This is a genomic window from Sphingomonas sp. CFBP9019, assembly GCF_034045155.1.
GTDB classification, from domain to species: domain Bacteria; phylum Pseudomonadota; class Alphaproteobacteria; order Sphingomonadales; family Sphingomonadaceae; genus Sphingomonas; species Sphingomonas aerolata.
The window spans coordinates 549,630-572,983 of record NZ_JAXCWK010000002.1; the positions used below are offsets into that span (position 1 = coordinate 549,630).

Consider the following 23,354-nt stretch of genomic DNA (forward strand, 5'->3'; position numbering starts at 1 on the left):
GTTTCGATCCTGGGACCGAGCAGATCAGGTCGTCGAGCCGTTCAGCTTGGTCGAGACGTTGTTGAACGTCTTGTTCAGGCTGCCACCCAGGCCCTGCATCGCGGCGATGGCTGCGACGGCGATCAGCGCGGCGATCAGGCCGTACTCGATTGCGGTTGCGCCCTTGGTATTCTTGAAAATCTTCCGAAGCGTCTGCATTCCGGTCTCCATCGTTAAAAGCATCAGTCACCCGGCCGCCCGGGGCTACACCGGATCAGCAATTTGGTGACTAGACGTGACCCATTGAGAAAAGCTTAAACGGGCAGATTTTTGCTATGGTTAGCGCGCGTTAGCGACTCGGTTGTGCAGCATGCCCCAGAGCGCCGTGATGCCATCAGCAAGATAGACGAGTCCGGCGATCATGCCGAGAACGACGAGCGCAAGAATAAGCCCGTATTCAACTGCAGTAGCGCCGCGCCGGTCCGTGATGAGCGCGGTCGCAGCGGCGCGGATCTTGCGACGCATGGTCTTTACGACGATCAGCTTCGGCCTCATTGCGTGCCCTATACAGCGCGGAGATTAATGAATGACCAAAGCCGCTTACTTATTGCCGGTCGTCGCCGCAGCGCTGGTCGATGCGGACGGCCGCGTCCTGCTGCAGCAGCGCCCCGAGGGCCGCTCGCTGGCCGGGCTGTGGGAGTTTCCGGGCGGCAAGGTCGAGCCGGGCGAGACGCCCGAAGCCGCCTTAATCCGCGAGCTTGAAGAGGAACTGGCGATCACCGTGCCGCAGGCCTGCCTTGCCCCCGCCGCGTTTGCCAGTGCGCCGCTCGACGACCGGCATCTGCTTCTGCTGCTGTACATCACGCGCAAATGGACCGGCGTGCCTCGCGCGCTCGAAGCGACCGCGTTACGCTGGGTCCGCCCGATGGACATGCACGACCTGCCGATGCCACCTGCCGACCGGCCGTTGATCGGACTACTCGACGCCTTGCTGTAAGCGTACCCTCGGCGTTTCGGCGCCAAAGGGCACATTGCGTCAGTCGATCCGGTACTGGATCGGCTTGAACGCGCCGCCATTGGACTGGAGCGCAGAACAAGCGGTCAGGCCGATGATCAGGTCCATCTCTGCGCGGAACGTGACGGTGTCGCCGGCGCGGCTGAGCGGTGGTTCGACCGTGAACGCCCCGGTCGTGCCATCGATCGGCACGTTCATAAAGCAGTTGAACGCGACCGGGATCGCGTCCGGCTCGATACCATAAGGCGCGAGCGCGGCCGCGAGATTGCCGAAGCAGCCCCGGTGCGGATCGGTGTCGCCGTAGATGATCGCGAAGGTTTCCTTCGAACACGGCGTCAGCAGGAAATCATGCCGGCCGACATCGTCGGCGATGATGTCGAGCATCACGGTGCTGCGGTTCGAATAGAGCCGGTCGCCGGTGGTCAAGTACAGCCGGCTGGCATAGTCCAGCGTTCGCCCGGACGAAATCACCTCGCGCGTGTCGGCGCGGCTATAGGCCAGCAGATCGGCGACCTGCCGGCCCTCGGGATCGATCACGGTCAGCGTCTGGCCGCGATCGAGCGTGAAGGCTGTCCCCGACCGGGGACTGATCGTCTCAACCATGTGCACTGCTCCGCTTGAACGGGCATTTCCAGGAATCGTCGACGACCCGCCCGCTATACTGGCGTGCCTCGCTCGATTCGCCGTGGCGCGCAAGCATCGGGTTCATCGACCCCGCCAGCTCGAGATCGCGCGCCAGGATCGACGTCCGCAGCTTGTCGTAGCGCTGTTGCGTCCGCAGCACCTCAAACTGGTCGTGGAGGTTGAACACCATCGCCGGCGCCTCGAAACGCCGTGCGGGACGGCTCGCCTGCGGGTGCAGGCCGACGACGAAAAACGCCTCGCCGGAAAAGCTCAGCGAAAAATGCGGATCGTCGGGATCGGCGCTGACCGAGGGATCGGGACGATGGCCTAGCCACGCGTCCTTGTCGCTCAGCGACTGGGCCCGCGCCCAGAGGTGCGATTCGAATTCCTCTTCGCTCAGGTGCGTGGCACTGTCGGCCGGGCCTTCGAACAACACCACGAGCGTACGGAAGATCGCGCGATCCTGGTGATATTTGCGGACCGTGTCGCCCAACATGGGCAGGATGCGCAGGTCGTCCCATGCCGATCGAAGGTCGCGCGCAACGATGATGTCCATCTGCCCCTTCGCCAGCGCCGACTTGGCGCCGACACACGGGAAGGCAGTGTCCTTGATCGTCGCGATGAACGCGCGTGCGAGCGGATGGTCGTTTTGGGATTGCGGCTGATACATAGTCGACGAGGAACAGATGGCCGGCGGCTTTGTTTCGCCTTCGACGCGATTGACTCATCTCGATCAATATGAATCCGCTGATGAGCGCGTCACGTGCGCGGTATTGCGGTGGGGAAACAGGCATGCTGACGGAAAAATTCTTGCTGGGCCGAGGCCGCGAGGACCTGAGCGCACAGGAAAAGCAGATCCTGGAGGACAGCGTCGCCGAGGTAAGGTCGCTGCCGCCGCGCCATCGCCTCGTGCGTGCCGGCCAGCCCGTCCAGACGAGCACACTGCTGCTCGAAGGGTTCATCTGCCGTTACATGGATGATCGGGATGGTCTGCGGCAGCTCGTCGCCGTCCATATCCCGGGGGATTTTGTCGATCTTCACGCCTTCCCGATGAAGCGGCTGGATCATGACGTCGCGACTTTGGGGCCAGTAAAGGTCGCGACGTTCGACCATGCGACGCTGAAGACGATTACGGAACGGCATCCGCATCTGACGCAGCGGCTCTGGTTCAGCACTTTGCTCGATGCGGCGATGCACCGCGAATGGATTTTCCGGATGGGGCGGCTCGGCGCCGAGGGCCGCGTGGCGCATCTGTTCTGCGAGATTTACGCACGACTGGCGATGGTCGGCTTGGCGAAGGACGGCCGCTACGCGCTGCCGATGACCCAGCCCGATCTAGCGGAGGCCTGCGGCATCACCGGCGTCCACGTCAATCGCGTGCTGCGCCTGCTGCGAGAGCGCAAGCTGGTGACATTCCGGGCAAATACCGTCGAGATCATGGATCCAGCCGGGCTGGCGAGTGTTGGGGAATTTCATCCCGACTATCTTTACGGGACGAGCGCCACCCCCGCCGGAGCCTTTGCATGAACGACAGGTTGAAGCCGGAGGACGAGCCGGGCGTAGCGGCGGCCGAGCAGGGGCAGGTGACGCTCGATGGTCCCAATGGCCTGGCGATCGCGATGACGCCCGCGGCGGCGGCCGAAACGGGCCGCCGGCTGATCGAGGCGGCACGTTTGGCTGAACAGCAGACCCCGCCTTTAAACGCTATGGATGGGCATTCAGAGGCGTCTGACGACGTCTAGTCCCGGGCAGCCTGACCGGTCCTTTGGCACCATGGACACGGCCTGCCAGCGCGGGCCGGGGGGTGCTGCCGCGGTACGCGGGGTTCCGCATCTGCACATTGTCTCTATGATGGCGTCAACATCGTCCGGGAGAACCATGTGCATTTTCTACCCTTCGCAATCAGTGCAGCCGCATTGATGGCGTCAGCATCTACCATGGCGCAGACCGCGGTCGCGCCCTCCGCCAATCCGCTGCTTGCCGACTGGACCGGCCCCGCAGGCGGGGTGCCGCCCTGGGACAAGGTCCGCCCCGAACTGTTCCCGCAGGCGTTCGAGACGACGCTGGCGGAGCGCACCGCCGAATATCGCAAGATCGCAGACAACCCGGCCAAGCCGACCTTCGCGAACACGATCGTGCCGATGCAGCTTGCGGGCAAGCGCTACGGGCAGGTGATGACGCTGTTCGGCGTGATGACGGGCAACATGAACACGCCCGCCTATCAGAAGCTCGACCGCGAATGGTCGCCCAAATTCTCCGCCGCGTCGGATGCCATCACGTTCGACAAGCCGCTGTTTGCGCGGATCCAGGCGATCTACGACGCGCGCAACTCGAGTGGGCTGGACGCGCAGCAGATCCGGCTCGTGACGCGGATCTATGACAGCTATGTGCGCCAGGGCGCGAAACTGAACGATGCGCAGAAGGCGCAGCTGTCCCAGTATAACCAGCAGCTGGCGACGCAGTTCTCGACCTTTGGCGAGAAGCTGCTCGCCGACGAGAGCAAGGCGATCTCGGTCACCGACGAGGCGCAGCTGGCCGGGCTTCCCGACAGCGTGAAGGCCGTCGCCAAGGCCGCGGCGGCCGAGCGCAAGCTGCCGGGCTTCGCGATCGTCAACACGCGCTCGGCGGTCGATCCGGTGCTGACCTACGCGACCGACCGCGCCCTGCGTGAGAAGGTGTGGCGCGCGTTCGTCGATCGCGGCGATAACGGCGATGCCAACGACACGAACGCGACGATCGCGCAGATCGTCAAGCTGCGTGCCGACCGCGCGCATCTGCTCGGGTTCAAGACGCACGCCGACTGGCGGATGCAGGACACGATGGCCAAGACGCCCGCCGCGGCGATGGACCTGATGATGCGTGTCTGGCCCGCCGCCAAGGGACGCGTCGCCGAGGAAGTCGCCGACATGCAGAAGATCGCCGGCACGTCGCTGACGATCGAGCCCTGGGATTACCGCTTCTACCAGGAGAAGGTCCGCAAGAGCCGCTACGATCTCGACCAGGCGCAGCTCAAGCCGTATTTCGAGCTCGGCAACATCATCCAGGGATCGCTCTACGCCGCCAACCGGCTGTACGGGGTGAACTTCAAGGAGATCACCGGCACGGTGCCGGTGTTCGAGCCGAACATGCGTGTGTGGAGCGTGACGGACAAGGCCGGCAAGGATGTCGGGCTGTTCTATCGCGACGATTTCGCGCGGACGGGCAAGCGGTCGGGCGCCTGGGCGAACACCTATCGCGGGCAGCGCGGGCTGGCCCCGGCGCAGCTGGTGCTGTCGTCGAACAACAACAATTTCGCCAAGGGCGCACCTGGCGAGCCGATCCTGATCAGCCTCGACGATGCGCAGACGCTGTTCCACGAATTCGGCCATGCGATCCACGCGATGCTGCAGAACGTCCAGTATCCGGGCCTTGCAGGGACGCCGCGCGACTTCGTCGAATATCCGAGCCAGGTGAACGAGCATTGGCTGCTCACTCGCGACGTGCTCGACAAATATGCGCGGCATTACCAGACCAAGGCGGCGATGCCGCAGGATCTGCTCGACAAGATCGAGAAGTCACGGACGTTCAACCAAGGCTTTGCCACCGCGGAATATCTGTCGTCGGCGATCGTCGACATGAAGATCCACACCGTGGCCAATGGCGTGATCGACCCGGACAAGTTCGAGGCGGCGACGCTCGCCGAGATCGGCATGCCCAAGCAGCTGGTGATGCGGCACCGCGTGCCGCAGTTCCAGCATCTGTTCTCGTCCGACAGCTATTCGGCGGGCTATTACAGCTATCTCTGGTCCGAGACGATGGACGCGGACACGTTCGCTGCGTTCGAGGAGGCGGGCAGCCCCTGGGACAAGCCGACCGCGGACAAGTTCGCAAGGCTCCTGCTGTCGACGGGTAACGAGACCGATCGTGCCGAGGCGTATCGCGCCTTTCGCGGTCGCGACCCGGATGTGAACGCGTTGCTCAAGAAGCGCGGCTTCGCCCCAACCCAAGCCGCACAGGACGCGAACTAATGGCCCCCGATCAGAAGACACGCCTGAAAGCGATCATCGGCGGATCGACCGGCAATCTCGTCGAATGGTTCGACTGGTACGTCTATTCGGCCTTCACGCTCTACTTCGCGCCGCACTTCTTCCCCTCAACCGACCGCACGGCGCAGCTGCTGAGCGCGGCGGCGATCTTTGCCGTCGGCTTTTTGATGCGACCGATCGGCGCGTGGATCATGGGGGTCTATTCGGATCGCCACGGCCGCAAGGCGGGGCTGACCGTTGCGGTGACGCTGATGTGCGCGGGGTCGCTGATCATCGCCTGCACGCCGGGATACGAGACGATCGGCGTGTTCGCGCCGATCATGCTGGTGATCGCACGCCTGATGCAGGGGCTGTCGGTCGGCGGTGAATATGGCGCGTCGGCGACGTATCTGACCGAGATGGCGGGCAAGGATCGCCGCGGGTTCTTCTCGTCGTTTCAGTATGTCACGCTGATCTCGGGACAGCTGCTCGCGATCTGCGTGCTGCTGGTGCTCCAGTCGACGATGAGCGAGGCGGCACTCGATTCCTGGGGCTGGCGCATTCCGTTCGCGATCGGTGCGGTCCTGGCCGTGGTGGTGTTCTACATTCGTCGCGGGCTGGCCGAAACGCAGAGCTTCGAGAATGCCAAGTCCGAGGCGGGCGACGGCAAGCCCAAGTCGGGCTTCCTCCAGCTGATCACCAAGCATCCGCGCGAGACGATGACGGTGATGCTGCTGACGGCAGGCGGCACGCTCGCCTTCTATGCCTACTCCATCTACATGCAGAAGTTCCTGGTGAACACGAGCGGCTTCAGCCGTGAGGTGGCGAGCCAGATCAATGCCGCGACGCTGTTCGTGTTCATGCTGCTCCAGCCGATCGCGGGCGGGCTGTCGGATCGGGTCGGCCGCAAGCCGCTGATGATCGCGTTCGGCATTGCAGGCGTGCTGTTCACCTATCCGATCTTCACTGCGCTCGAGACGGCGACCAACCCGGTCTATGCCGGGTTGCTCGTGATGGCGGCGCTGCTGATCGTGACGGGCTACACCTCGATCAATGCGGTCGTGAAGGCCGAGCTGTTTCCCGCGCATATCCGTGCGCTGGGCGTGGCGTTGCCCTACGCGCTCGCCAACACGCTGTTCGGCGGGACCGCCGAATATGTCGCACTCAAGTTCAAGGATTCCGGGTTCGAGCGCGGCTTCTACTGGTATGTAACCGGCATGATCGCGGTGTCGCTGATCGTGTATCTGCGGATGAAGGATACGCGGACGAACAGCCAGATCGTCGAGGACTAGGGGCTTCGGCCCGCTGGCTTCACAACCTCCGTCATCCTGACGAAAGTCAGGATCCAGAGCCCAATGTCGCAGCATGCGTGGCTCTGGATCCTGGGTCGAGCCCAGGATGACGGGTTTTGGGTGGACGTGTGCGCCCGGCTACGCCTCAGCGCGGGAGTTCGATGATCGCGTCCAGGCCGCCACCGGTGCGGTTGACGAGGCGGATCTCGCCGCCGGCCTCGCGGATGATGGCGCGGGCGAGCGCGAGGCCCAGTCCGATGCCACCGGTCTCACGATTGCGCGACGTTTCCAGCCGGGTGAACGCGTCGAACACGTCGCCCATGCGATCCTCGGGGATCCCGGGTCCTTGATCGGCGACGACGATCGCGACGCGATGCGCATCCGCCTCGACGCGGACCTCCGCCGAAACACCATATTTGACCGCATTCTCGATCAGGTTGCGAACTGCACGTCGGATCAGCGAGGGGCGCAAGTGCATCCGCAGCCGCCCCGCCTCGACGAACGTCACATTGTCACCGATATCGCGGAAATCCTCGACCACCGCGTCGACCAGCGCCGCCAGATCGACATCGGTCGGCGGCTCGCTCGGACGGCCGAGCCGGGCAAGCGACAGGATGTCGTCGAGCGTGCGGTTCATCTCGGCGATCGTGTCCGCCATCCGCGTGCGATCGGTGTCGTCCTCGACCGATTCGATACGAACACGCAGTGCTGCCAGCGGCGTGCGCAGGTCATGGCCGATCGCGCCGAGCATCCGATCCTTCTCGTCGAGCATCGCGGTGACGCGCAGCCGCAGCGCGTTGAATGCGCCGACCAGCGCGGCGACGTCGTCGGGGCCGCGAACCGACAGCGCGATACCCGGCTCGCCCGGCCGGAACGCCTCCGCCGCAGCGCGCAGATCGCGCAACGGGCGCGACATCCGCCGGACGATCCACAGCACCGGCAACAGCACGATGACGTACAGGATCGCGGTCTGGCTCAACAGTGCGAACAGCAGCCGCCAACCCGGCTGCGGCCACGGCGCGGTGATCGCCAGCCACCCGCGGCCCGGCTGTTCGACCGCGATCACCAGCGTGGGGCCCTGCAGGTCGCCCCGCCGGTCGGCGTTGCGACGACCCTCCCGCCGCCGGGACCCGGCATCGTCGTCGGAAACCGGGCGCAGACCGGTATCGATCCGGCCCACCGTCAGCCCTTGGTCGGCAAGCTGGCGACGGAGTTCCGCCGCGACCTCCGGATGCCGCTGATAGGCGAAGGGGGCGAGCGGATTGGCGGTGAGGCGACGGACCCGGCCGCGGTCGGCGGTCAGCGGTCGCCCGGCATGCGCCTCGCGTTCGAGCGCATCGGCAATCCGGGTCGCCACCGGTCGCGTCGCCTGGGCGAGACGGAATTCGGTCCGGTCGCGAAGGATGAGCCCGAAATTGATCGCCTGCGCGACGAACAGGGCGAGTGCGATCAGCAGAGCCATCTGCCCTGCCAGACTGCGCGGCCAGGGCCGGGACGCCGTCACGGGTGCGCGATCACAGGCGGATGACCTCTGCCGCCAGCGTATAGCCGCCGCCCCAGACCGTCTTGATCAGTTCGGGCGTCTTGGCATCCGCCTCGATCTTGCGACGCAGCCGGCTGACCTGGTTGTCGATCGCGCGATCGAACGCGGCGGCCTCGCGCCCCTGGGTCAGATCGAGCAGCTGGTCGCGGGTCAGGACCTGGCGCGGTCGCGTGACGAGCGCGAGCAGCAGGTTGTACTCGCCGGTCGACAACGGCACCGACACGCCTTCGCGGTCGACCAGCGCGCGTTCGCCCGATTTCAGAACCCAGCCGGCAAAGGCGTAGGAATTGGCCTCGGGCGCATGCTGACGTGCGCCGCCCGCGGTGGCGCGGCGCAGGACGACCTTCACCCGCGTCGCGAGTTCGCGCGGCGAGAAAGGCTTCACGACATAATCGTCGGCGCCCATTTCCAGCCCGACGATCCGGTCGGTTTCCTCGGCGCGCGCGGTCAGCAGGATGACCGGCACGTCGCTGGTCGCGGCGATGTGGCGGCACAGGCTCAGCCCGTCCTCGCCCGGCATCATGATGTCGAGGATGACGAGGTCGATCGCATAGGCGGTCAGCCGCGTCCGCGCGGCTTCCGCGTCGCCGGCCTGCGTGACGCGAAATCCCTGCTTGGTCAGATAGGCGGCCAGCGGCTCGCGGATCGAACGCTCGTCATCGACGAGCAACAGATGCGGCATGTCTCCCATGGGGGCGACGTCTAGCATGGTGCGTGTCCAAAGGAAGCGCCGGACGATCGCAGACCGTCCGGCACGCAGGGGCAGGGGGGCGGATTACTGATCGGTGTCGCCGCCCGGCCGGTCCATCCGGTGCCCGCGACCATGGCGCATCGCACGGCGATCGGGCCGCTCGCCCGCGTCGAGCCGTCCGTCATGATTGGCGTCCATCCGGTCGAAACGCTGCCCGGCACGGTCGATGAATTCGGCGCGTGTGAGCACGCCGTCATCGCCGCCGCGCCTGCCGCGCATCATCTGGCCCTTCCTGCCGTCCGCCATGCCTGCGCGCTCGGGCGGGAGCGTCTTGCCGCGTGCCGCCATCCGGGCCTCGCGACGGTCGCGCATCGCTTCGCGCGCCGCGTGGCGTTCGGCGGCGGTCACGATGCCGTCGCCGTCGGCGTCCAATCGGGCGAACTGGGCCTCTGCCTGCGCGACGACTTCGGCGCGGGTGAGGACGCCGTCGCGATCGGTGTCGGCCTGCATCATCGGCCCGCCGCGCATCCGGCCTGCGTGACGCGGGCCGGGACCGCGGGGCGCAGCTTCGGGCGCCGCCTGCGTCTGGCCGGCGATGGTTGTCTGCAGCGCGGCGCGATTGGCGGCGCTGGTGGCGGCGGCATCGGCGCGGTCGGCGGGGGCGGACTGTGCGCCGCATGCCGTGGCGGCAAAGCTGCTGGCTGTCAGCGCCAGCGTGAGCAGGGTCTTGCGCATCGCGTATCTCCGGTCGGACGGGGCTGATCCCCATCGAATGTCCCGGTTATGACGGTCGGCTGTCGCGACGCTTTGTCAGGTGACGGATAAACTGTCGCAATCTGTATCGTGCACGTCACATCCGCGCGCGGCCGACCTGACGTGGCGGTCAGGCGAAGATCGCGACGCTCTGCATCTGTTCGGCGATCGGCAGGCCTTCCGCGTTCCAGATCGCCATCGACTGGCTCGAACTGCCGTCGCGGACATAGTCGGTCGTCGCGCGCAGCAGCCACCAGCCATCGCGTGTCACTGGTTGCGGGCCGAGGATGTTGAGCAGCCAGGTCATCGAGCTGAGCGGTGCCGGCCCGCCGAGCAGCTTGAGCGCGGAGGGTGGAAGGCAGTCCGCGACCGCGATCAGTTCGACCATCGGATCGAGCCCGTCGCGCTCCGCCAGCCGGACCCAGCGCAGCCATTCGGCGGGGCCGACGCTGTCGTCGCGGCGGTCGAGCAGATCGAAATTGCGCGAGAAGGCGACCGCGCTGTGTCCGCGATAGGTCGCGGTGTCGGCGTCGGGTACCGCGAAGGCGGGCGCGGTGCCGGTGTGGTGGTCGACGCGCGAGGCGATCGGCCCCATGAAGACGAAGGTCGCGCGCAGCCCGAGCCCCGCCGCGCTCTCGACGTCCGCCTGGACGAACGCGGCATTGCGGCCGCGTCGCAATCGAGTTGCGCGGATCGTTATGTCGCCCGAGAGCGGGCCGATGAACGCGACCTGCGCCGAGCGGAGCGGTGGCAGATCGGTGTCCGACATTTGCGCCGCATGCAGCGCGAGCGCGGCCGAGAACCCGCCATAGGCGGTGCGGCCCTGCAGCCAATTGTCCGGCACGGTCCCGCGCCAGCCGCCCTCGATCGGCTGCAGCGCCTCGATCGCCTGTCGCAGACTGGTCATGCCGCCGTCCCCGTCAGGGAATCGCGCAGCTCGCGTTTGAGCACCTTGCCGATCGCGCTGCGGGGGAGTTCGCTCACCGGATGGATGCCCGACAGGCGCTGGGTCTTGCCGAGCTGCGCGTTGGTCCACGCCAGGATTTCCGCCGGGTTCGCCGCTGGGGAGCGAGGGACGATGACAGCGACCGGCGTCTCGCCCCACGCCTCGGACGGCATGCCGATGACCGCGCAATCGGCGACGTCGGGATGCTGCCCAAGCACCGCCTCGAGGTCGGAGGGGTAGATGTTGAACCCGCCCGAGATGATCAGGTCCTTCTTGCGGTCCATCAAGATAAGAAAGCCGTCTTCGTCGAACCGACCGACATCGCCGTGGCGGATATAGCGGTTGCCCTCGGCATCATGCCACTCGGCGTCGCGCGTCGCGTCGCTACGGCCGTGATAGCCATTCATCATCGCGGGCGAGCGGCCGACGACCTCGCCCATTTCACCCGGCGGTACCTCGACACCGTCATCGTCGATCAGGCGGATCTCGTGCCCCGGCATCGGCTGACCCACGCTATGCAACTTGGTCGGATGCGCGGTCGCGTTGAGCGCGCAGCTCGCTCCGCCTTCGGTCATGCCGTAGAACTCGACGAGCAGCCCCGGCCAGCGCGCGACCACGTCGGCCTTCAGCGCGGCGGAGAAGGGCGCGCTGGTACTCGTCTTGAAACGGAAGGCCGAGAGGTCGAATGCGTCGAAATCGGGGAGCGCCATGATCCGCTGATACTGGACCGGAACGAGCATCGTGTGCGTTGCGCGGTATCGCTCGGCGAGCGTCAGATAGCCGCGCGCGTCGAACTTGCCCATCAGCACGACGCTGCCGCCCCAGCCGAGCGTCGGCAGGATGCTGACGAGCGTGGTGTTCGAATAGAGCGGCGTCGCGATCATTGTGACCGCAGTGTCGAACCCCGCGGCGCTGTTGCGCGCGATATGCGCCCAGCGCATCGCATGGCTCTGGACGATCCCCTTGGGCGTGCCGGTCGTGCCCGACGAGTAGATGATGTTGAACGCATCGCCAGGCGCGATCGCCACGGGCGTGGGGTGTGCACCATCGGGCGCGAGCCAGCGCTCCAACAGCTTGGCGTCGCCGGACCCCTCGGGCGGCAGGTCGGCGTCCGACAGGAGCAGGATGCGCGCGGTGATGCGTTCGCCCGCCAGAGCCTGCGCCATGGCCTCGTCGAGAACGACGATCGGCGCGCCGCTGTCCGCGATCATTGCCGCGATCGCCGCTGGAGTCGCCGACGGCGCGATTGGCGTCGCGACACAGCGGGCCCGTACCGCGCCAAGGAAAACAGAAAGATAGCTGGTCGACGGCGCGGCGACGATCGCGATTGCCTGTCCCGCGGCGATGCCGTCGCGTTGCAGCGCCGCCGCGACGCGGTCCATCGTCCGGTCGAGCGTTGCATAGTCGATACTGCCCTGCGAATCCGCGATGGCGGTCGATGACCCGCGTTCCCGAGCGTGTGCGCGGATCAGATCCGGCAGGGTCGCGAAGTCGGTAGCGAGCAAATCGGAGGCGATCGTCATATCCGCGTGGCTAGGCGAAGTGCGCGTCGAATGCCATACGCGATATTCGAAAAGTCGACTCGCAAAAGGATCCGCCATGTTGTTCTACGACAGTGCCTCGCCGGCGCCCAACCCGCGCCGCGTCCGGATCTTCCTCGCCGAAAAGCAGGTGCGCATCCCGATGGTGCAGGTGTCGATACCCAAGGCGGAGCACAAGGCGGCGCCGTTCCTCGCGGTGAACCCCTATGGCCAGACGCCCGCGCTGGCGTTCGACGATGGTCGCGTGCTGACCGAGAGCGTCGCGATCTGTCGATATTTCGAGGCGCTGCATCCGGAGCCCCCGCTGTTCGGGCACGGCGCGCACAATATCGCCGAGGTGGACATGTGGACGCGGCGGGTCGAATTGCGGCTGATGACGCCGCTGTCGCTGGTGTGGCAGCATACGCATCCCTGGACGGCGCGGATCGTGAAGCCGCAATATACCGAATTCGGCGAAACCCAGCGGCCGCGTGTCCGGTCGGGCATGGCCGAGTTCGACGCTGCGGTGGCGGGCATCGAATGGCTCGACGGGGTGCGCTATACCATTGCCGACATCGTCCTGCTGACGACGATCGATTTCGCTGCGTTCGTCGGCATTCCCATCCCGGACGAGCTGGGGCATCTCAGGGCCTGGCACGACCGTGCGTCGGCCCGTCCAAGCGCACAGGCCTAGCGCCGCTGGCGTCCCGGGTCCTGGCCCCGGCCTCGTGCTCCGGACCGGCCGGATGCGGGCGCAGGGCGGTCCGGCAGCGATCCCCGACTTTAGTCCGGCATCCGCGACGGCGCCCGAACTTCCCTTTGCATCCCCCGGCGAATCATGCCAATAGCTGCCCATACCTGATGTTCAGTTTCGGAAAGAGACGGACCTAGGGTGGTTGAGCCTTGAAGCACTCTCGCAGTGCTCGGTATCGACAGGCAGGCAGTCCATCAGGTCGCCGCCTTGACGAGTTTGGAGAGGGGATAAGGCGGAAGGACGGCAAGGCCGTACCTTCCGCCGTCCTTCCTGAAACCCCAGCATCAGCGAGCATTGTGCGACCCGGCCTGACGCCGCATGTGCTGTTCCGTTTTGCGTCATTTCTGGCGTCACCTGACTTCGGCGCTTGAAGGCCGGCGGCGGCTGGTATCCTTAGGGTCGGACCGCTGCGGCAAAGGCCCTCTCCCCGGGGCCACATTATCGCAAGATCGAAAAATGGTTCTGGCCGATCCGGAACTGGCGAAAGCCGTCTACATGACAGTATTGGCAGGGATTAGTAGCAATATGCTACGATTTTCCCGCTTGACGCGTAAGGCGTAGAAGAATCTATTCGATGATGCGGTACGGGCCAAAGTGCTTCGGCCGAACAGGGGAGAGTGATGTGGCCAAGCAGCGCTATTTCGTCGCGTCCGCGTTTTTCGTCATTGCATGGGCCCTTGCCGTTCCGGCGGCAGCGCAGATCGGGGGTGATCCACAACCATTGGGAACGACGGGAGCAGGGCAGGTTACAGCGAACCCCGCGCAGTCTGCCGCCGCCCAGTCAGAGAATGCCGACATCATCGTCACCGGCTCGCTGATCCGCGGGTCGTCCGAGGATGCCGCCGCACCCGTCGACGTGATTTCGGGTGACGAACTCGCGAAGCAGGGCGCGCCGACAGCGGTCGAACTGCTCAAGAACCTGCCGACCTCGAACGGCGTGACCGGGGATGCGAACCAGTTCGACAGCCGCAGTCAGGGCAATGAAGGCGTCGCGTCGGTCAATCTGCGCGGGCTGGGGCCGCAACGTACGCTGGTGCTGCTCAACGGCAAGCGGCTGGTGCCGGTCGGCGGCGGTATTCCCATCGTCGACATCAACCTGATCCCCTCGGCCGCGATCGGCCGTGTCGAGGTGCTCAAGGACGGCGCCGCCGCCACCTATGGTTCGGACGCGATCGCGGGCGTGGTCAATTTCATCACGCGTACCGATCAGCAAGGCTTCCTGGTCTCGAGCGACTACCGTTATATCGACGGGTCGAAGGGCGATTACGGCACGGCCATGAGCTATGGTCACAGCGGCAACGGCGTGCGGATGCTGGCGTCGTTCGGCTATCAGCATCGGTCGGAGCTCCGTACGACCGATCGGGACTTCACCATCCAGCCCTATGCCAACAATCCCCAGGGCGGCTGGACCGGCGGCGGCAACCCCGGCAACCTCGATTTCAACGCGACCGTTCCTTTCCTCGACCCGGTCAGCGGGCGTCTGTTCACCGGTTATGGCGCGAACGGCGTGTCGAACGGGGTGAATTTCGTTCGCGATCTGGGGTGTGAATCGCTTGGCGGATTCCGAAGCGTCGCGGGCTCGACGACACCGACGCCGACCGCGGTCGGGACGATCGCGGTGCCGACCGATCGATGCTTCAACAATTACGGCCAGTTCGGCAATCTCGTCGAGCCGGAGGACCGGTATCAGGCCTATGCCGAGGTCGCGATCGACCTCACCAGCTCGCTGCAATTCACCGCGACCGCGCTCTATGGAGCGACATCGACGCGGATCACGACGTCGCCGACCTATCTGCCGACGCTGCCGCCATCGGCGAATGCGGCGGGCGGCGGCGCGGGCTTCTTCCAGGTGCCGACCTATGCGCCGGCACTACGCGACTATTGCCAGGTCTATGGTACGGCGGCGGGCTGCCTGACCGCAAACGGCACGCCGCTCGCACCCGCGCTCGCCTTCCCCGTGCTCTTCCGTCCGGCACTGCTCGGTGGCAATCCGGTCATGCGGGGCGGGGACAATGACCGTGGATCGGCATTTTCCAAGCGCCAGTCCGAGGAAATGCGCTTTACCGCGGACCTGTCATGGGAGGTCACCGATCGGATCAACCTGACCGCGAGCGGGACCTATTCGCAATATGTCCGCGAGAATGAGGGGACCGACACGTTCGGTGACCTGCTGCAGAACGCGATCGCGGGTTTTGGTGGCCCCAATTGCGCCTATGCGACCACCGCGTCGCGCGCCGGGCTGACCGCCGCGCAGGTCGCTTCGCTTGCCGGAATGAATGGCTGCACCTTCTTCAACCCGTTCTCGACCGCGGTGGCGGCCAATCCGGTCACGGGTCAGGTGAACCCCAATTATGCCGGGTCGCGCGGCACCAACGGGCTCAGCACCGTGCCCGGTGCGGGGTTGGTCAACGACATTGCGACGGTCGACAATTTCTTCCGGACGACGCGGACCGTCTACAACACGCAATTGTTCGTCGGCGACCTCGTGCTCGGTGGGCGGACCGGGCTGCGACTGCCCGGCGGCGATGTCGGCTTTGCGATCGGCGGCCAGTATCGGCGCAATTATTATGCCGTGAACTATAATGCCGACAGCAATCTGGCGGTCAATCCCTGCCCGGGGACACCGCTCAATCCGCGCGCGACCTGTACGCCGCAGACGGGTGCGCTGGGCTTCCTCGGCACCAACCGGAACGCGTCCTCGGTGGGCGACGTGAAGGCGCTGTTCGCCGAGCTGCAATTGCCGATCCTCGAGGCGATCAATGCGCAGCTGTCCGCGCGGTACGAGGATTATGGTGGCAATGTCGGGTCGACCTTCAATCCGCAAGGGCGCTTGCGAATCCAGGTGGCGCCGTGGCTGGCGCTGCGCGGCGGGGCCGGGACGACGTTCCGCGGACCGCCCGCGCAGCAGCTCGAAGGCAATCTGACCGCGCTGCAGATCATCGGCACCTCGTTCCGCGCGGTCGACATCAACGGCAATCCGGATCTCGAGCCTGAAAAGGCGACGACCTATAGCGGCGGCGTGATCCTCGACGCGGGCGGGTTCAATGCGAGCGTCGATTATTTCCGCTACGACCTGAAGGGCCCGATCGAGCAGGAGCCGACACAGGGCATCGTCAACGCATTGTTCGGTGCGAGCGGCGCGGCGAATTGCGGCAATGCCGCTTTTGCCGCGCTCCAGCAGCGCTTCACCTTCACCGGTGCGGGCTGCGGCGTCGGCAATGTCCAGCGGTTGCGCACCGTCTATGTCAACAGCGCCAATGTCACGACCTCCGGTCTCGACGTCCAGGCAAGCTTCCGCGGCGAGCTCGGGCTGGCGACCGTCACGGTGGGCGCGACCGGCACCTATGTCATCGACTACAAGACCAAGGACGTGACGGTGGAGGGGATCGTCGTGCAGCCCGCATTCGACGGTGTCGGGCTGCTCAACTACCAGACGACCGCCTATCCGGTGCCCGAAATCAAGGGCAACTGGTATGTGCAGGGTGACTACGACGTCGCCAGCCTGCGCGTGCAGTTCAACTATATCGATGGCTATACCGATCAGCGCGGCGCGGCAATCTTCGGGCCGAACTTCGGTGCGCTGGCGGGTGGATCGGTGACGGGCGGCAAGGAGATCGGCGCGTTCAAGACGATGGACGCCACGCTGAGGATCGCGTTGCCGACCGGATCGACGGTGTCGCTGTCCGCGCTTAACATCTTCGACCGCGCACCGCCCTTCGCACGGCTGGATCAGAATTACGATCCGTTCACCGCCTCGCCGCTCGGGTTCACCGCAAAACTCGGTTTGTCGCAAAAATTCTGATTGCTCTCGGCGCTGGCCTTGCTTTCCATGATTGGGTACGGTCCCAACAGGGTCGCAAGGCCAGCAACGATACGAGAGGATGACCATGGCGACAGCGTTGAAGACGCATTCCGACATCGCCGATTCCCTGGCCATGAAGCGCCGCGGCCTGACGCTCACCCTGCTCACGCTCACCTATTTCTTCAGTTATATGGATCGGCAGATCCTCGCGATCCTGCTCGAACGCATCAAGGCGGACCTGGTGCTGACCGACACGCAGCTCGGGCTGCTCTCGGGACTGGTGTTCGCGATCTTCTACGCCACGCTCGGCATCCCGGTGGCGCGACTGGCGGACCGGACGAGCCGTCGCAACATCATCGCGGTGAGCCTGACGATCTGGAGCGCGATGACCGCGATGTGCGGTCTGGCGCAAAACTTCACGCAACTCATGCTGTTCCGCATCGGCGTCGGGATCGGTGAGGCCGGATCCAGCCCGCCCAGCCATTCGATCATTGCCGATCTCTATCCACCCGAAAAACGCGCGGGTGCGATGGCGGTCTATTCGCTCGGCGTGGTGCTGGGGGCGGGCTTCGGGACGCTGATCGGCGGCGTCGTTGCGCACAGCTATGGCTGGCGGGTGGCGATGATGACCGTCGGACTGCCCGGTATCGCGCTGGCGGTGCTCGTCCGGCTGTTCATGGTCGAGCCGCGTCGCGGCCTGTCCGACGCCGGCCCGGTCGCCGCGCCGGCGCCGATGCCGAGCGTCGCGCAGGGCTTTGCCTCGATGTGGGCGAGCGCGCCCGCGCGGCATCTCGTCGTCGGCGTGACCCTGACCTCGATGATCGGGTACGCGCTGACGGGGTGGGGGCCGAGCTTCATGCAGCGATCGCTGGGTATCTCGATGCTCGACGTATCGCGCTATATCGCGCTGCCGGGTGCCCTGTTCGGGGCAATCTCGGCGCTCGCCGGCGGCAAGATCGCCGATGTGCTCGCCAAGCGCCACGGCCTTCACGTGCAGAGCTGGGTCGTGCTCGTCATGAAGGGGCTGTCGCTGCCCTTCGCGCTGGCCTTCTACCTGATCGACGTGCCGGCAATCGCGATCGGCAGCTATTTCGTCTACCTGATCTTCGCCAATTCCTACCTGGGGCCGAGTTTCGCACTGATCCAGCATCTCGCGCCGCTGAAGACCCGTGCGATGTGGGCGGCGATCACGTTGCTGGTCATCAACCTCGTCGGCCTCGGCCTTGGTCCGACGATGGTCGGGTGGCTGAGCGACCTCTTGAAGCCGACCTTTGGCGAGGAGTCACTACGCTATGCGCTGGTCATCATCGTGATGATGACGCCCTGGGCGCTCTATCATTATTGGCGTGCGGGCGTGCTGCTCAAGCGCGCCGAGGATCAGGCCGCGCTCGCGGCGGCCTGAGACGTCGGGGGCGGGGAGCGGCGCGGCAGTCAGCCTGTGCCGGTCCCCGCCGATCCTCTGCCGATCAATCGTCGAACAGGCCGTACATCAGCGTCGAGGCATACATCGCCACAGCCCGCTCGCGCGGCATGGTCGACGCCCATTTGCGCATGTCGAAGGCGGCATTCTGGACCGCCATCAGCGCCTGCGCGGCGATCAGCGCATCGACCGCGCGGATCGAGCCCTCGCCGATCCCGTCCATCATCATCCCCGCATAGCGCCGCGCGATCCCGTTCGACCGCTCGACCATCGCGTCGCGGACGCTCGGCGGCAGGCCGCTGAGCGCCGTCGTGCGGAGCAGCGGACCGCGTTCGGCGAACTGGACGTCGAGCAAAGTCGCGACGGTGCTCGACAGCTTGTGCCAATAGCTGCCGCCCTCGGCCTCACCGCGTCCCTGCGCATCGGCGATCGTGTCGAAGCTGCGGCGATAGCAGGCGATGACCAGATCGTCCTTGGCATCGAGATGGTGATAGAAGCTGCCCTTGGTGACGTTCAGTTCGGACGCGATCTTCTGCACCGATGCGCCGCGATAGCCGAGTTCGTTGATCAGCCGCGTCGCCGCCAGCAGGAAAGCCTCGCGCCCCGGCTCGGCATCGTCATGGCTGAGGTCGAGCAGCGTCGGTGCCCAGCGCGCACCGGGTCCTGCGATGCCGTGCGCGAACACGTCCATCAGTCGCGCCTCGACACGGGCATATTGGTCGGGCTCGTATCGCGTCAGCCAGATCGGCAACCAGAAGGTATTCTCGAGCAGGACGTGGGCGCGCGCGCTCTGAATGTCGGTCTGCGCGCGGCCGGTCGACGGGCCCCAGAGGAGGCGGGTGCGGCGGAAAACCTCGCGCCAGCCGTTCATCAGCCGGCTGCGGATCGGATCTTCGGTGGCGCGCAGATCAGACAGGACCGCGAACGCCTTTTCCTCGCCGCGGTGGATCCGGCCGAGCCGCGCCATGTTGAGCGCAAGATAGCGGGCGACGCGCGCCTGCGGGGTTGGCTCGACCATCGCCTCGTCGAGCATCCGCAGCAGATAATCGAGCGTGTTCTCGAACGCGGCGGCGGCAAGGTCTTCCTTGCGCTTGAAGTAATAGGTAACGCTCGTCGTGTTGAGCCCGACCCGCCGCGCGACGTCCGCGAAGGTCATGCCCTTGGCGCTTTGCTCGTTGATCGCCTCTGCGGCTGCGGCGAGGATGGCGTCACGCTTGGCACGGAAGCGCTTCGTGCCCTGTTCGCCGTCTTCGATCGCCTCTGCCGGAACCTTCATCAAAATACTCTAACAGCTTCGATTTGAAGTTACAGTGCTTTTTAGGCGCTTTCGTGGCCGAGCGGAAAACCGGCTTTCGGCGCGCTCCGGGATGCTTTACCGAATACGCGGTATGGTCTAATCGACCGCCAGACCGTGGACCGATGGAGAGCCCGCATGGATTTCAGCTTCAGCGACCGAGAGACCTATTTCCGAGATCGCGTGCGCGACTTCATCGATCAGAATATCCGCCCGCGTCAGGCCGATTACGACGCGCAGGCCCACCATGGCGAGCGCTGGAAGGTGATTCCGGTGATCGAGGAGATGAAGGAAAAGGCCAAGGCCGCTGGGCTGTGGAATTTCTTCATGCCCCCCCATTCCGGGCAGACTCACGTCGATGACAGCTTCGTGTTCGAGGGGACGCAGCTGACCAATCTTGAATATGCGTTATGCGCCGAGGAGATGGGCAAGGTCAGCTGGGCGAGCGAATGTTTCAACTGCTCGGCGCCCGATACAGGCAATATGGAGGTATTCCACCGCTATGGCACGCGCGAGCAGAAGGAGGCGTGGCTCGGCCCGCTGATGCGCGGTGAGGTCCGGTCCGCCTTTTTGATGACCGAGCCTGCGGTGGCGTCGTCGGATGCGACCAATATCGAGACGTCGATGGTCCGCGACGGCGATCATTATGTGATCAACGGGACGAAATGGTGGTCGTCGGGGGTCGGCGATCCGCGCTGCAAGATCGCGATCGTCATGGGCAAGACGAGCTTCGAGGGATCGCGGCATCAGCAGCAGAGCCAGATCCTGGTGCCGATGGACACGCCCGGCGTGACGATCAAGCGGATGCTGTCCGTCTATGGCTATGACCACGCGCCGCACGGGCATGGCGAGGTCGTGCTCGAGAATGTCCGCGTGCCGGTCGAGAACGTGCTGCTGGGCGAAGGGCGCGGGTTCGAGATCGCGCAGGGGCGGCTCGGGCCGGGCCGCATCCACCATTGCATGCGGACGATCGGCGTCGCGGAGACCGCGATCGAGGCGATGGCGAAGCGGCTGCTGAGCCGTGTCGCGTTCGGCAAGCGGATCGCCGACTTCTCGGTCTGGGAGGAGCGGATCGCGACCGCGCGGATCGATATCGAGATGACGCGGCTGCTGTGCCTGAAGGCCGCGGACATGATGGACAAGGCCGGCAACAAATCCGCGCAGATCGAGATCTCGATGATCAAGGTCGCCGCGCCGAACATGGCGCTGAGGATCCTCGACGATGCAATCCAGGCGCATGGCGGCGGCGGCGTGTCGGACGATTTCCGGCTTGCGCACGACTGGGCGGCAATGCGGACGCTGCGCTTCGCCGATGGTCCCGACGAGGTCCACAACCGGTCGATCGCACGCAACGAGTTCGGCAAATACGGTGATTTTCGCAAAGGCGGCGTGTCGAGCGGGGATGTCGGCGTGAGCCGCTGACCCTGTCCCGTTCGTCCTGAGCGCAGTCGAAGGACATGCCCCGAACGAGCCAGTCCTTCGACTTCGCTCAGGACGAACGGCATTTTTGATTGCGCGCCCGCCAAATCTGGAGCCAGACCACCCATGAAAGCCGCAGTCCTTTTCGAAGCGAATACGCCGCTCAGCATCGAGGACGTCACCGTCTCGAAGCCGGGTCCGCGCGAGGTGTTGATCCGTACCGTCGCGGTCGGGGTGTGTCGCTCCGACCTGCACTTCGTCGACGGCGCCTATCCGCATGCGATGCCGACCATTCCGGGGCACGAGGCGTGCGGCGTGGTTGAGGCGGTCGGTGACGAGGTCGCCATGGTCAAGGTCGGCGACCATGTCGTCACCTGCCTGTCGGCGTTTTGCGGCCACTGCGAATTCTGCGTGACCGGCCGCATGGCGCTCTGCGTCGACAGCTCGGTGCGGCGTCCGAAGGGCGCGCCGCCGCGGCTGATGCTGGGTGACCGACCGATCGCGCAGATGCTGAACCTGAGCGCCTATGCCGAGATGATGCTGGTGCACGAACATGCCTGTGTCGCGATCGACCGCGACATGCCGATGGACCGTGCGGCGCTGCTCGGCTGCGCGATCACGACCGGGGCGGGCGCGGTGTTCAACACGACCGACGTGACGCCGGGCGAGACGGTGTGCGTGGTCGGGTGCGGCGGGATCGGGCTAGCGGCGGTGAACGCTGCGAAGATCGCGGGTGCGGGAAAGATCATCGCGCTCGATCCGGTGCCGGAGAAGCGCGCGATGGCGGAGAAGCTGGGGGCCACGCACAGCTTCGACGCGCTGTCCGAGACCGCCGCGGACGAGGTCGTCGCGCTGACCAGGGGCGGCGTCCACCATGCGATCGAGGCGGTCGGCCGGACGCAGTCGGCGGCGACCGCGGTCAAGGTGCTGCGGCGCGGTGGGACAGCGACGATCCTGGGGATGATGCCGCTGGGCGAGAAAGTCGGGCTGTCGGCGATGGACCTGTTGTCGGGCAAGCGGCTCCAGGGTGGGTTCATGGGGTCGAACCGGTTCCCGGTCGACATCCCGCGGCTCGTCGACTTCTACATGCGCGGGCTGCTCGATCTCGACACGATCATCGCGGACCGGATGCCGCTCGAACGGATCAACGATGCGTTCGACGAATTGCGCCGCGGCGACACGACGCGCAGCGTGATCACCTTCGCATGAGCGGCGATGCAGTTAGTACGATGGTCGGTACGATCCCGGTCGGCGAGCGGGACCGGCTCGATCTCGACCGGTTGACGGCATGGATGACGGAGGCTGTCGAAGGCTTTGCCGGGCCGCTCACCTATGCCAAGTTCGCCGGCGGCCAGTCGAACCCGACCTATCGGCTCGACACGCCGGCGCGCGCCTATGTCCTGCGACGCAAGCCGTTCGGGCCGATCCTGCCCTCCGCACATGCGGTCGAGCGCGAATATGCGGTGATCGCCGGGCTTCATCCGACGGGTTTCCCGGTGCCCCGGCCGTACGGGCTGTGCGAGGATCCCGACGTCATCGGCGCGCCATTCTATGTCATGGAGATGGTCGAGGGTCGGACGATCTGGGACGGCGCGATGCCGGGTGCGACGCCCGCCGAGCGCCGCGCGCATTATGACGCGATGATCGACGCGCTGGCCGCGCTCCACAACACCGATTACGCGGCGGCGGGGCTCGCATCCTATGGCAAGCCCGGCAATTATTTCGAGCGGCAGGTGGGGCGCTGGACCAAGCAATATCGCGCGGCGGAGACCGAGCGGATGGAATCGGTCGAACGGCTGATCGACTGGTTGCCGCGCACCTTGCCCGACCAGACGCGGACGTCGATCGTCCACGGCGACTATCGTATCGACAACATGATCTTCGCTCACTCTACGGACGGCGCGGGGGCGAAGGTGATCGCGGTGCTCGACTGGGAATTGTCGACGCTCGGCGATCCGCTCGCCGACTTTTCCTACATGCTGATGAGCTGGGTGACCGAGCCCGAAGGCCGGTCTGGGGTGCTCGGCCTGACCGGTCCGGAGACCGGGATTCCCACGATCGAGCAGGTCGTCGCGCGCTATTGCGCTGCGACCGGGCGGGACGGCGTCCCCGATCTCAACTGGTATTTCGCCTATAACCTCTTCCGGCTCACCGGGATCGTCCAGGGGATCAAGAAGCGAATCATCGACGGCACCGCGTCGAGCGCGCAGGCCGAGGCGACGGTCGCCAAGGTGCACGCGCTGGCGGATGCGGCGTGGGGGTTTGCGGTGAAGGCGGGCGCGTGACGCACGTTCCGGT

General features: G+C 65.7%; 21 protein-coding genes. 11 read left to right on the forward strand and 10 right to left on the reverse strand.

Annotated elements, in window-relative coordinates; all coding sequences use genetic code 11:
- Window positions 1–24: 24 nt before the first annotated feature.
- Both SOM18_RS06555 and SOM18_RS06560 read right to left on the reverse strand, forming a co-directional pair.
- Window positions 25–198: a Flp family type IVb pilin gene (locus tag SOM18_RS06555; protein WP_031396231.1), complete on the reverse strand. Its 174-nt coding sequence runs from the start codon at window positions 196–198 to the stop codon at window positions 25–27.
- 120 nt (window positions 199–318) lie between these two features.
- Window positions 319–534 carry a Flp family type IVb pilin gene (locus SOM18_RS06560; protein ID WP_081874134.1) on the reverse strand — a complete coding sequence of 72 codons (216 nt, stop codon included), beginning with the start codon at window positions 532–534 and terminating at the stop codon, window positions 319–321.
- Between the two features lie 31 nt (window positions 535–565).
- On the opposite strand from SOM18_RS06560, the gene SOM18_RS06565 reads away from it, so the two are divergent.
- Window positions 566–976 carry a (deoxy)nucleoside triphosphate pyrophosphohydrolase gene (locus SOM18_RS06565; protein ID WP_031439602.1) on the forward strand — a complete coding sequence of 137 codons (411 nt, stop codon included), beginning with the start codon at window positions 566–568 and terminating at the stop codon, window positions 974–976.
- Between the two features lie 39 nt (window positions 977–1,015).
- Here SOM18_RS06565 and SOM18_RS06570 read toward each other — a convergent pair whose 3' ends face one another.
- On the reverse strand, window positions 1,016–1,597 hold the full coding sequence (locus SOM18_RS06570) for a DUF1989 domain-containing protein (RefSeq protein WP_031439601.1): 582 nt from the start codon (window positions 1,595–1,597) through the stop codon (window positions 1,016–1,018).
- Window positions 1,590–2,288 carry a guanitoxin biosynthesis heme-dependent pre-guanitoxin N-hydroxylase GntA gene (gene gntA, locus SOM18_RS06575; RefSeq protein WP_031439600.1) on the reverse strand — a complete coding sequence of 233 codons (699 nt, stop codon included), beginning with the start codon at window positions 2,286–2,288 and terminating at the stop codon, window positions 1,590–1,592. The genes SOM18_RS06570 and gntA overlap by 8 nt, the downstream gene beginning before the upstream one ends.
- Window positions 2,289–2,410: 122 nt before the next feature.
- Here gntA and SOM18_RS06580 point away from each other — a divergent pair, with 122 nt between their 5' ends.
- From SOM18_RS06580 to SOM18_RS06595, 4 genes are all read left to right on the forward strand, one after another.
- Window positions 2,411–3,145 (forward strand): Crp/Fnr family transcriptional regulator, encoded by a 735-nt coding sequence (locus SOM18_RS06580; RefSeq protein ID WP_031439599.1) that lies wholly within the window; start codon window positions 2,411–2,413, stop codon window positions 3,143–3,145.
- Window positions 3,142–3,360, forward strand: a complete 219-nt coding sequence (locus SOM18_RS06585) for a hypothetical protein (protein WP_042466584.1) — start codon at window positions 3,142–3,144, stop codon at window positions 3,358–3,360. The genes SOM18_RS06580 and SOM18_RS06585 overlap by 4 nt, the downstream gene beginning before the upstream one ends.
- Window positions 3,361–3,537: 177 nt before the next feature.
- A complete protein-coding gene (locus SOM18_RS06590) occupies window positions 3,538–5,625 on the forward strand; it encodes a M3 family metallopeptidase (RefSeq protein ID WP_320481467.1) in 2,088 nt (695 codons plus the stop codon).
- Window positions 5,625–6,914: an MFS transporter gene (locus SOM18_RS06595; RefSeq protein WP_031395035.1), complete on the forward strand. Its 1,290-nt coding sequence runs from the start codon at window positions 5,625–5,627 to the stop codon at window positions 6,912–6,914. The genes SOM18_RS06590 and SOM18_RS06595 overlap by 1 nt, the downstream gene beginning before the upstream one ends.
- Before the next feature lie 145 nt (window positions 6,915–7,059).
- Here the strand turns inward: SOM18_RS06595 and SOM18_RS06600 are convergent, their stop codons facing one another.
- The 5 genes from SOM18_RS06600 to SOM18_RS06620 all read right to left on the reverse strand — a co-directional run bounded on the left by SOM18_RS06600 (window position 7,060) and on the right by SOM18_RS06620 (window position 12,370).
- Window positions 7,060–8,376: a sensor histidine kinase gene (locus SOM18_RS06600; protein WP_081874133.1), complete on the reverse strand. Its 1,317-nt coding sequence runs from the start codon at window positions 8,374–8,376 to the stop codon at window positions 7,060–7,062.
- A gap of 52 nt (window positions 8,377–8,428) precedes the next feature.
- A complete protein-coding gene (locus SOM18_RS06605) occupies window positions 8,429–9,148 on the reverse strand; it encodes a response regulator (RefSeq protein ID WP_031395033.1) in 720 nt (239 codons plus the stop codon).
- An 84-nt stretch (window positions 9,149–9,232) separates the two neighbouring features.
- On the reverse strand, window positions 9,233–9,883 hold the full coding sequence (locus SOM18_RS06610; protein ID WP_320481468.1) for a hypothetical protein: 651 nt from the start codon (window positions 9,881–9,883) through the stop codon (window positions 9,233–9,235).
- A gap of 148 nt (window positions 9,884–10,031) precedes the next feature.
- Window positions 10,032–10,808: a thioesterase family protein gene (locus SOM18_RS06615; RefSeq protein ID WP_031440979.1), complete on the reverse strand. Its 777-nt coding sequence runs from the start codon at window positions 10,806–10,808 to the stop codon at window positions 10,032–10,034.
- Window positions 10,805–12,370, reverse strand: coding sequence for a class I adenylate-forming enzyme family protein (locus tag SOM18_RS06620; RefSeq protein WP_031440978.1), 1,566 nt, complete (start codon window positions 12,368–12,370; stop codon window positions 10,805–10,807). The genes SOM18_RS06615 and SOM18_RS06620 overlap by 4 nt, the downstream gene beginning before the upstream one ends.
- Before the next feature lie 76 nt (window positions 12,371–12,446).
- Between SOM18_RS06620 and SOM18_RS06625 the strand changes: the two genes are divergently transcribed.
- The 3 genes from SOM18_RS06625 to SOM18_RS06635 all read left to right on the forward strand — a co-directional run bounded on the left by SOM18_RS06625 (window position 12,447) and on the right by SOM18_RS06635 (window position 18,325).
- Complete coding sequence (locus tag SOM18_RS06625) at window positions 12,447–13,061, forward strand: glutathione S-transferase family protein (RefSeq protein WP_031440977.1); 615 nt, start codon at window positions 12,447–12,449, stop codon at window positions 13,059–13,061.
- Window positions 13,062–13,743: 682 nt separating this feature from the next.
- The gene (locus SOM18_RS06630; protein WP_052380934.1) at window positions 13,744–16,923 is read left to right on the forward strand and encodes a TonB-dependent receptor domain-containing protein; all 3,180 of its coding nucleotides are present in this window, start codon (window positions 13,744–13,746) and stop codon (window positions 16,921–16,923) included.
- Window positions 16,924–17,002: 79 nt separating this feature from the next.
- Complete coding sequence (locus tag SOM18_RS06635; RefSeq protein ID WP_243845553.1) at window positions 17,003–18,325, forward strand: spinster family MFS transporter; 1,323 nt, start codon at window positions 17,003–17,005, stop codon at window positions 18,323–18,325.
- Window positions 18,326–18,389: 64 nt separating this feature from the next.
- Here the strand turns inward: SOM18_RS06635 and SOM18_RS06640 are convergent, their stop codons facing one another.
- Window positions 18,390–19,619, reverse strand: coding sequence for a TetR/AcrR family transcriptional regulator (locus SOM18_RS06640; RefSeq protein ID WP_031440974.1), 1,230 nt, complete (start codon window positions 19,617–19,619; stop codon window positions 18,390–18,392).
- A gap of 156 nt (window positions 19,620–19,775) precedes the next feature.
- On the opposite strand from SOM18_RS06640, the gene SOM18_RS06645 reads away from it, so the two are divergent.
- The 3 genes from SOM18_RS06645 to SOM18_RS06655 all read left to right on the forward strand — a co-directional run bounded on the left by SOM18_RS06645 (window position 19,776) and on the right by SOM18_RS06655 (window position 23,341).
- Window positions 19,776–21,059 carry an acyl-CoA dehydrogenase family protein gene (locus SOM18_RS06645; protein ID WP_031394444.1) on the forward strand — a complete coding sequence of 428 codons (1,284 nt, stop codon included), beginning with the start codon at window positions 19,776–19,778 and terminating at the stop codon, window positions 21,057–21,059.
- Between the two features lie 123 nt (window positions 21,060–21,182).
- A complete protein-coding gene (locus tag SOM18_RS06650; RefSeq protein WP_037527369.1) occupies window positions 21,183–22,265 on the forward strand; it encodes a Zn-dependent alcohol dehydrogenase in 1,083 nt (360 codons plus the stop codon).
- Window positions 22,262–23,341: a phosphotransferase family protein gene (locus SOM18_RS06655; RefSeq protein WP_320481469.1), complete on the forward strand. Its 1,080-nt coding sequence runs from the start codon at window positions 22,262–22,264 to the stop codon at window positions 23,339–23,341. The genes SOM18_RS06650 and SOM18_RS06655 overlap by 4 nt, the downstream gene beginning before the upstream one ends.
- The last annotated feature ends 13 nt before the right edge of the window (window positions 23,342–23,354 follow it).

What these genes read in the sequence shown, in the direction of transcription:
- gntA (WP_031439600.1), bottom strand. Translation starts at nt 2,288, where the DNA reads ATGTATCAGCCGCAATCCCAAAACGACCATCCGCTCGCACGCGCGTTC.
- SOM18_RS06565 (WP_031439602.1), top strand. Translation starts at nt 566, where the DNA reads ATGACCAAAGCCGCTTACTTATTGCCGGTCGTCGCCGCAGCGCTGGTC.
- SOM18_RS06585 (WP_042466584.1), top strand. Translation starts at nt 3,142, where the DNA reads ATGAACGACAGGTTGAAGCCGGAGGACGAGCCGGGCGTAGCGGCGGCC.
- SOM18_RS06655 (WP_320481469.1), top strand. Translation starts at nt 22,262, where the DNA reads ATGAGCGGCGATGCAGTTAGTACGATGGTCGGTACGATCCCGGTCGGC.
- SOM18_RS06580 (WP_031439599.1), top strand. Translation starts at nt 2,411, where the DNA reads ATGCTGACGGAAAAATTCTTGCTGGGCCGAGGCCGCGAGGACCTGAGC.
- SOM18_RS06555 (WP_031396231.1), bottom strand. Translation starts at nt 198, where the DNA reads ATGCAGACGCTTCGGAAGATTTTCAAGAATACCAAGGGCGCAACCGCA.
- SOM18_RS06645 (WP_031394444.1), top strand. Translation starts at nt 19,776, where the DNA reads ATGGATTTCAGCTTCAGCGACCGAGAGACCTATTTCCGAGATCGCGTG.
- SOM18_RS06635 (WP_243845553.1), top strand. Translation starts at nt 17,003, where the DNA reads ATGACCATGGCGACAGCGTTGAAGACGCATTCCGACATCGCCGATTCC.
- SOM18_RS06560 (WP_081874134.1), bottom strand. Translation starts at nt 534, where the DNA reads ATGAGGCCGAAGCTGATCGTCGTAAAGACCATGCGTCGCAAGATCCGC.
- SOM18_RS06640 (WP_031440974.1), bottom strand. Translation starts at nt 19,619, where the DNA reads ATGAAGGTTCCGGCAGAGGCGATCGAAGACGGCGAACAGGGCACGAAG.
- SOM18_RS06590 (WP_320481467.1), top strand. Translation starts at nt 3,538, where the DNA reads ATGGCGTCAGCATCTACCATGGCGCAGACCGCGGTCGCGCCCTCCGCC.
- SOM18_RS06650 (WP_037527369.1), top strand. Translation starts at nt 21,183, where the DNA reads ATGAAAGCCGCAGTCCTTTTCGAAGCGAATACGCCGCTCAGCATCGAG.
- SOM18_RS06595 (WP_031395035.1), top strand. Translation starts at nt 5,625, where the DNA reads ATGGCCCCCGATCAGAAGACACGCCTGAAAGCGATCATCGGCGGATCG.
- SOM18_RS06620 (WP_031440978.1), bottom strand. Translation starts at nt 12,370, where the DNA reads ATGACGATCGCCTCCGATTTGCTCGCTACCGACTTCGCGACCCTGCCG.
- SOM18_RS06625 (WP_031440977.1), top strand. Translation starts at nt 12,447, where the DNA reads ATGTTGTTCTACGACAGTGCCTCGCCGGCGCCCAACCCGCGCCGCGTC.
- SOM18_RS06615 (WP_031440979.1), bottom strand. Translation starts at nt 10,808, where the DNA reads ATGACCAGTCTGCGACAGGCGATCGAGGCGCTGCAGCCGATCGAGGGC.
- SOM18_RS06605 (WP_031395033.1), bottom strand. Translation starts at nt 9,148, where the DNA reads ATGGGAGACATGCCGCATCTGTTGCTCGTCGATGACGAGCGTTCGATC.
- SOM18_RS06570 (WP_031439601.1), bottom strand. Translation starts at nt 1,597, where the DNA reads ATGGTTGAGACGATCAGTCCCCGGTCGGGGACAGCCTTCACGCTCGAT.
- SOM18_RS06600 (WP_081874133.1), bottom strand. Translation starts at nt 8,376, where the DNA reads ATGGCTCTGCTGATCGCACTCGCCCTGTTCGTCGCGCAGGCGATCAAT.
- SOM18_RS06610 (WP_320481468.1), bottom strand. Translation starts at nt 9,883, where the DNA reads ATGCGCAAGACCCTGCTCACGCTGGCGCTGACAGCCAGCAGCTTTGCC.